The organism is Rhizobium sp. P1_E1, from assembly GCF_056406015.1.
Genome location: NZ_JBFUAY010000205.1, coordinates 1 through 7,603, shown reverse-complemented (window position 1 = coordinate 7,603; position 7,603 = coordinate 1). Strand labels below are relative to the sequence as shown.

At 62.5% G+C, this 7,603-nt stretch carries 7 protein-coding genes; 1 reads left to right on the top strand and 6 read right to left on the bottom strand.

What is annotated here, in order from left to right; genetic code table 11:
* From AC1D1Z_RS31390 to AC1D1Z_RS31375, 4 genes are all read right to left on the bottom strand, one after another.
* Positions 1–110, bottom strand: a 110-nt coding sequence (locus tag AC1D1Z_RS31390; protein ID WP_477852743.1) for a potassium-transporting ATPase subunit C, incomplete at its 3' end; no start/stop codon positions are given.
* Between the two features lie 22 nt (positions 111–132).
* Positions 133–2,193: a potassium-transporting ATPase subunit KdpB gene (kdpB, locus tag AC1D1Z_RS31385; protein WP_065277473.1), complete on the bottom strand. Its 2,061-nt coding sequence runs from the start codon at positions 2,191–2,193 to the stop codon at positions 133–135.
* A 209-nt stretch (positions 2,194–2,402) separates the two neighbouring features.
* Complete coding sequence (gene kdpA / locus AC1D1Z_RS31380; protein ID WP_018448529.1) at positions 2,403–4,106, bottom strand: potassium-transporting ATPase subunit KdpA; 1,704 nt, start codon at positions 4,104–4,106, stop codon at positions 2,403–2,405.
* A 68-nt stretch (positions 4,107–4,174) separates the two neighbouring features.
* Entirely contained in the window at positions 4,175–4,264 is a 90-nt protein-coding gene (locus tag AC1D1Z_RS31375) for a K(+)-transporting ATPase subunit F (protein WP_003547774.1), read from the bottom strand.
* A gap of 490 nt (positions 4,265–4,754) precedes the next feature.
* Between AC1D1Z_RS31375 and AC1D1Z_RS31370 the strand changes: the two genes are divergently transcribed.
* A complete protein-coding gene (locus AC1D1Z_RS31370) occupies positions 4,755–5,798 on the top strand; it encodes an NAD(P)-dependent alcohol dehydrogenase (protein WP_112908635.1) in 1,044 nt (347 codons plus the stop codon).
* Positions 5,799–5,813: 15 nt separating this feature from the next.
* On the opposite strand, the gene AC1D1Z_RS31365 is transcribed toward AC1D1Z_RS31370, so the two are convergent.
* Positions 5,814–6,383, bottom strand: a complete 570-nt coding sequence (locus AC1D1Z_RS31365) for a DedA family protein (protein WP_210068199.1) — start codon at positions 6,381–6,383, stop codon at positions 5,814–5,816.
* Positions 6,384–6,413: 30 nt separating this feature from the next.
* Positions 6,414–7,603: FAD-containing oxidoreductase (locus tag AC1D1Z_RS31360; protein WP_477852739.1), on the bottom strand; the 1,190-nt coding region annotated here is incomplete at its 5' end.

The following is a 7,603-nucleotide window of genomic DNA, read 5'->3' as shown; positions in this document are numbered from 1 at the left end:
GTCGGGAACAGGGCCTGGGCGGCACCCGTCATGGCGAGCGGGTAGAGAAGGCCGGTGATGGCGGTGGTGGCGACGATCATGACGACCGCCGGACGAAGTTCTTTCAACATTGTTCTTACTCCTTGGAGCGTTTCAGGCGAGGCCGAGGGCTGCGACGGCCATGTCGATCGCCTTGATGCCGATGAAGGGGACGATGATGCCGCCGGCGCCGTAGATCAGCAGGTTGCGCGACAGCAGCGCGCCGGCGCCGATCGGACGGTAGCGGACACCCTTCAGCGACAGCGGGATCAGCGCGATGATGATCAGCGCGTTGAAGATGATCGCCGAAAGGATGGCGCTTTGCGGCGTCGAAAGCCCCATGACGTTCAGGATGCCGAGCTGCGGGTAGAAGGTCAGGAACATCGCCGGGATGATGGCGAAGTACTTGGCGATATCGTTGGCGATCGAGAAGGTTGTCAGCGCGCCGCGCGTCATCAACAACTGCTTGCCGATCTCGACGATCTCGATGAGCTTCGTCGGGTCGCTGTCGAGGTCGACCATGTTGCCGGCCTCGCGGGCGGCGACCGTGCCGGTGTTCATGGCGACGCCGACATCGGCCTGGGCGAGCGCCGGCGCATCGTTGGTGCCGTCGCCGCACATGGCGACGAGCTTGCCCTTCGACTGTTCCTCGCGCATCAGCGCCAGCTTCATTTCCGGCGTTGCCTGGGCGAGGAAGTCGTCGACGCCGGCTTCGGCGGCGATGGCGGCTGCCGTCAGCGGGTTGTCGCCGGTGATCATCACGGTGCGGATGCCCATGCGGCGCAGCTCGGTGAAGCGTTCGCGGATGCCGCCCTTGACGATATCCTTCAGCTGGATGACGCCGAGCAGCTTGCCGTCGCGGGCAACGGCGAGCGGCGTGCCGCCAGCCTTGGCGACTTCGTCTGATATCGACTGCAGTTCGCGCACGACCTCGCTGCCGTTCTTCGAGGATGCGTCGCCGTTGACATAGGCCAGCACGGCATCGACTGCGCCTTTGCGGATCGAAGCGCCTTCGAGATCGACGCCGCTCATGCGGGTCTGGGCGGTGAAGGGCACGAAGGTCGCCTTGAGGCTCGCCATGTCGCGGCCGCGGATCGCATATTTTTCCTTGGCGAGCACGACGATGGAGCGGCCTTCCGGGGTTTCGTCGGCAAGCGAGGCGAGCTGGGCGGCGTCGGCGAGATCCTGTTCGGAAACGCCGCGAACCGGGCGGAAGGTTGTCGCCTGGCGATTGCCGAGGGTGATCGTGCCGGTCTTGTCGAGCAGCAGCGTATCGACGTCGCCGGCGGCTTCGACCGCACGGCCGGACATGGCGAGCACGTTGAAGCGGACGAGGCGGTCCATGCCGGCGATGCCGATCGCCGACAGCAGCGCACCGATCGTCGTCGGGATCAGCGTGACGAAGAGGGCGACGAGCACGATGATCGGGATCGAGCCGCCGGCATAGATGGCAAAGCTCGGGATCGTCGCGGTGGCGAGCACGAAGATCAGCGTCATGCCGGCGAGCAGGATGTTGAGCGCGATCTCGTTCGGGGTCTTCTGGCGTTCGGCACCTTCGACGAGCGCAATCATCCGGTCGAGGAAGGTCGAGCCGGCAGCGGCGGTGATGCGGACGCGGATCCAGTCGGACAGCACCTGCGTGCCGCCTGTTACCGCTGAACGGTCGCCGCCGGATTCGCGGATGACCGGCGCGGATTCGCCTGTGATCGCCGCTTCGTTGACGGAGGCCACACCTTCGATGACTTCGCCGTCCGACGGGATGATGTCGCCGGCCTCGACGAGCACGAGGTCGCCGACCTTGAGGCTCGTGCCCGGCACCATGCGGTAGCCGCTGCCATTATTGGCGGTCAGCAGCTTCGCCTGGGTTTCGGTGCGCGCCTTGCGCAGCGAATCCGCCTGCGCCTTGCCGCGACCTTCGGCAACGGCCTCGGCGAAATTGGCAAACAGCACGGTGAACCAGAGCCAAAGATTGATCTGGAACGAGAAGCCGAGGTTGCCGTTGCCCGCCACGAGATCGCGCAGGAAGAGGATGGTGGTCAGCACCGAGACCGTGGCCACGACGAACATGACCGGGTTTCTGGCGAGTGCCCGGGGGTTGAGCTTCTTGAAAGCGGCACCCACGGCCGGAATGAGGATGCGAGAATCCATGATGCTCGCGGATTTTGCCTGGCTCATAAGAGACTCCAGCTTTGAAACGAGGATGGCGAACCGGAAGCCGGTCAGCCCTGTAAGATTTTGAATATGGCGGCGATGACGAGGAGGCCTGCCATCATCACCAGGATGATGTCGGAGGCTTGGGGTCTCGGGCCATTCCCACGTCCCGGCGCACCAGGACGTGAGTGGTAGGCGTTGCGAAGCCTGTGTCGGAGGATCATGGCATCACCTCAAAAGGTCTGGCCGGCGATCATGACCAGGTGCTCGACGACGGGGCCAAGGGCCAACGCCGGGAAGAAGGTCAGGCCGCCGACGATCAGGATCGTGCCGACGAGCAGGCCGACGAAGAGCGGACCATCCGTCGGGAAGGTGCCCGCCGAGGCCGGAACCGACTTCTTGGCGATCAGCGAGCCGGCGATTGCAAGCGCCGGGATGATGACCAGGAAGCGGCCCATCAGCATACCGAGGCCAAGGGTTATGTTGTACCAGGGCGTATTGCCCGTCAGGCCGCCGAAAGCCGAGCCGTTGTTCGCTGCCGCTGATGTATAGGCATAAAGGATTTCGGAGAAGCCGTGCGGGCCGGCGGTCCCGACCGATGCAACCGCACTCGGAAGGACGCTTGCAATTGCGGTGAAGACCAGCATGGCGAGCGGCAGGCAGAGAATGGCGAGAACGGCCATCTTCATTTCCTTCGCCTCGATCTTCTTGCCGAGATATTCCGGCGTGCGGCCGACCATCAGGCCGGCGACGAAGACGGCGACGATGATGAAGAGCAGGATGCCGTAAAAGCCAGCGCCGACACCGCCGACAATGACTTCGCCGAGCTGCATGTTGATCAGCGGAACGAGGCCACCGAGTGCCGTGAAGCTGCCATGCATGGCATTGACCGCGCCGCAGGAGGCCGCCGTGGTGATGACCGCAAAGAGCGAGGATAGGGCGACGCCGAAGCGGACTTCCTTGCCTTCCATGTTGCCGCCGCCAAGACCGAAGGCATGCATCAGCGGATTGCCGGCGGCTTCCGCCCAATAGGTGACGATGACGCCGGCGACGAACAGGACGCCCATCGTGGCGAGGATCGCCCAGCCCTGGCGCTGATTGCCGACCATGCGGCCGAAGACGTTGGTCAGTGCCGCGCCGATCGCGAAGATCGACACCATCTGGATGAGGTTGGAGATCGCATCGGGGTTTTCGAACGGATGGGCGGAGTTGGCGTTGAAGAAGCCGCCGCCGTTGGTGCCAAGCATCTTGATGGCCAGCTGCGAGGCGACGGGGCCGACGGCGATCGTCTGCTGTGCGCCTTCGAGCGTCGTCGCATTGACGTAGTAGCCGAGCGTCTGCGGCACGCCGAGATAGACAAAGACCAGCGTCAGGACGATGCAGATCGGCAAGAGCACATAGAAAGTGGCCCTCGTCATATCGACCCAGAAATTGCCGATCGCCTTGCCCGAGGCGCGCGAGAAGGCGCGGATGAAGGCGAGCGCGATGGCAATGCCGGTCGCCGCCGAGACGAAGTTCTGGACGGTGAAGCCGGCCATCTGCGTCAGATACGACATCGTGCTTTCGCCGCCGTAGTTCTGCCAGTTGGTGTTGCTGACGAAGCTGACGGCCGTGTTGAAGGAAAGCTCCGGCGGGATGGCTGCCATGCCGGCCGGATTATAGGGAAGACCGGCCTGCAGGCGCTGCAGCGCGTAAAGCACGATGACGCCGAGCAGGTTGAACATCAGCATGGCGAAGGCATAGGAGGTCCAATGCTGTTCCTCGCGTTCGCTGGTGCCGGCAATGCGGTAAAGTCCCCGTTCGATCGGAACGAGGACCGGTGACAGGAAAGTGCGCTCGCCGCTGAAGACACGCGTCATATAGCCGCCGAGCGGTTTGACGAGCACGAGGACGATCCCGCAGTAAAGCAGGATCTGAAGCCATCCGTTGAGGGTCATGGAGGTAAACTTTCAATACCCGGCTGCTTCTGGGCGCGCATGCGCGACCTCAGAAGCGCCAGTTCTCTTTAAAAGCGTTCTGGGCGAAGGAGAGCGTAGGTGAGGTAAACGGTGAGAAACACGGTTACGGCACCGCTCAAGACATAATCGAGGGTCATCGTCGCTTCTCCTGTCAAAGCCTGTCGCAGGCTCGGGTGTAGGCAAAGCACAGCGCGAAGAATATGATCGCGGTGCCGAGTAGAATGATATCCATCATGATCGTGACTCCTGTTGTTCTTCTTGGAGTCAGACAAGACAAAGGGCGCTGGGAGGCCGCCTTTCATGCTTTCTGGCGTGGAGATGATCTTTTCGATCTCTCGGACATCAATATGGAGCCGAAGCGCATAAAGGTTCGAGACGGACGACAGGCCATCTATATAAAAATCTTATAAATGCCCTTCCGAGGCCGCTCGCCATCGGACCAGGCTGGCGCAGTTTCCCGACGGGCCGCAGCCGGTACTGAGCCTCGGCAAGTCCGAGTGAGCATTTTTTCATTTGTTGAGCAAAAGCCTTCGCAATCTGGTTGAATTGGGAGGGCTTCGGGCCTTATAGTCGCCTTCGACGCTGCCCGATGGAGTCATGGGCAAGCCATTAGGGAAGGAAACCGACATGACCAAAGTCCGCGCGCTTGTCCTCGAGCGCCAGCATGAGCTTGCGCTTCGCGATATCGATCTGCCGCTTGAAACTCGCCCCGGCGAGGTGAAGATCAGGATCCACACCGTCGGCGTCTGCGGTTCGGACGTGCATTATTACACCCATGGCAAGATCGGCCCCTTCGTCGTCAACGCGCCGATGGTGCTCGGCCATGAGGCGGCGGGCACGGTGGTCGAGGTTGGCGCTGGCGTCACGCATCTGAAAGTCGGCGACCGCGTCTGCATGGAGCCCGGCATCCCCGATCCGAATTCCAAGGCAAGCCGGCTTGGCCTGTACAATATCGACCCGGCCGTGACCTTCTGGGCGACCCCGCCGATCCACGGTGTGCTGACGCCGGAGGTCGTGCATCCCGCCAATTACACCTTCAAGCTACCCGACAATGTCAGCTTTGCCGAAGGCGCCATGGTCGAGCCCTTCGCCGTCGGCATGCAGGCGGCCGCCAAGGCGAAGATTACGCCTGGTGATACTGCCGTCGTCCTCGGCGCCGGGCCGATCGGCACGATGGTGGCGATCGCGGCCCTTGCCGGCGGCTGCGCCCGCGCGATCGTCGCCGATCTCGCCCAGCCGAAGCTCGATATCGCCGCGCAGTACCAGGGTGTCATTCCGGTCAATATTCGCGAGAAGAACCTGGTCGAAGAGGTCGGCCGGCTGACCGACGGCTGGGGCGCCGATGTCGTCTTCGAATGCTCCGGTTCGCCGAAGGCCTGGGAGACGATCATGGCGCTGCCGCGCCCGGGTGGCGTCATTGTCGTCGTCGGCCTACCGGTCAACCCGATCGGCTTCGACGTCTCGACGGCATCTACCAAGGAAATCCGCATCGAGACGGTGTTCCGCTACGCGCACCAGTATGAGCGGTCGATCGCGCTGCTCGGCTCGGGTCGCGTCGACCTGAAGCCACTGATATCAGAGACCTTCACATTCGAAGATTCGATCAAGGCGTTTGATCGCGCCGTCGAGGCGCGGCCCAGCGACGTGAAGCTGCAGATCGTGATGGAATAGGGCGCTACAGCGCTTCTATGAGTGCCTGGCGCTCAGTTTCATCTTGCGAAAGGCAAGAGCCGCGCCTGCAACGACAGCCGCGGCTCCGACTGCGATCAGCAGATGGCGATGAAGCGGGAGGTGGCCCAATGTCTGTTGGATGCCATGCCCGAACACGTAACCGAGCGCCGTGAAAAGCTGCCCCCACACCAGCGCGGCCACCCCATTCAGGATGATGAATTTTCCGGTCGCTATGCGTGTTGTCCCGATGACGATCGGGCTGATTGTCCGCAACCCCACCAGAAAACGAAACGCAAGGATGAAGCCGGTGGGATATCTCTCCAGAAGCCGGGTTGCGCGCGCCAGCGCCGGTCTTTCCATCAGCCGGCGAACGAGACCCCATCGAGCCGCATAACGGCCGGCGAAGAACCAGAACTGATCGCCGGCGAAGGATCCTGCCGTTGCCGCAAGTGACGCCGACCAATAGGTCAGCAGCCCGCGGTGGGAAATCACGCCGCCAAGGAAGGCGGCTGTTTCGCCTTCGAAGGCTGCACCCAGAAATATCGCCAATAGGCCGTAGTGCTCGATCAGCAGTTCGATAGACACTCAGCTGTCCTCGGCCCGGGGTTTCGATAGCTAAACCGGCTTCAAATCCCCAAGCACCGTCGGGATCAGCTCCGACACCGTCGGATGGATCGGCACCGACCATTGCAATGCGGGATAGGTCGTTCCTGCATTCATCGCGTCTATGATGCCGTGGATCACCTCGTCACCTTCGATGCCCAGGATCGCTGCGCCGAGAATTTTTTTGGTCTCGGCGTCGGCGATCACCTTCATGAAGCCCTTGGTCTCGCCGCGCTCGTTGGCGCGGCCGACGCGGCTCATCGGCCGGGTCGAGATCATGATCTTGCGTCCCGAGGCGCGCGCCTGCTTCTCCGTCATGCCGACACGGCCGAGCGGCGGGTCGATATAAAGCGCATAGGCCAGGATGCGGCTCGAGAGCTTGCGATCGGCGCCGTCGAGCAGGTTGGCGGCGGCGATCTCAAAATCATTATAGGAGGTGTGGGTGAAGGCGCCGTGGCCGTTGCAATCGCCGAGCGCCCAGATGCCCTCGACATTGGTGGCAAGTGTGTCGTCGACAGTGATATAGCCGTGCTTGTCGGTGATGACGCCGGCGGCATCGAGGCCGAGATCGTCTGTGTTCGGCTTGCGGCCGGTGGCGATCAGCACATGGCTCGCATCGATCCTCGCTGAATCGGTGGCGACCGTTATTCCATCGCTGCTCCTGGCGAAGGCGATGTCGCTGACGCCGGTATGAATGTCGATGCCCTCCGAGCGCAGGACATCGGCGATCGCATCGGATATATCCTCGTCCTCGCGCGACGCGAGCTTTGGGCCATGCTCGATGACGCTGACTTCGGCGCCGAAGCGGCGATACATCTGTGCGAATTCCAGCCCGATATAACTGCCGCCGATCACGGCCAGATGCCGTGGCAGCGTGTCGAGATGGATGATCGAGGTGCTGGTGAGATAGTCGATATCGTTGATCCCGGGCAGGTCAGGGATGACCGGCCGCGCACCGACATTGAGGAAGATGCGCGGTGCGGTCAGCGTCTCGCCGTTGACGCTGACGGTCTTCGGGTCCTCGAAACGGGCATGGCCGTAGATCACGGTCATGCCGTCCATGCCGGCGAACCAGCCGATCAGACCGTTGCGGGCATTCATGGTCACGGTTTCGGCACGGGCCCTGACCACCTTCATGTCGATGGCGATCTCGCCCGGAATATTGACGCCGTAAACGGCGCTATTTCTCGCGACATAGGCGG

What these genes read in the sequence shown, in the direction of transcription:
- kdpB (WP_065277473.1), bottom strand. Translation starts at nt 2,193, where the DNA reads ATGAGCCAGGCAAAATCCGCGAGCATCATGGATTCTCGCATCCTCATT.
- kdpA (WP_018448529.1), bottom strand. Translation starts at nt 4,106, where the DNA reads ATGACCCTCAACGGATGGCTTCAGATCCTGCTTTACTGCGGGATCGTC.
- AC1D1Z_RS31375 (WP_003547774.1), bottom strand. Translation starts at nt 4,264, where the DNA reads ATGACCCTCGATTATGTCTTGAGCGGTGCCGTAACCGTGTTTCTCACC.
- AC1D1Z_RS31370 (WP_112908635.1), top strand. Translation starts at nt 4,755, where the DNA reads ATGACCAAAGTCCGCGCGCTTGTCCTCGAGCGCCAGCATGAGCTTGCG.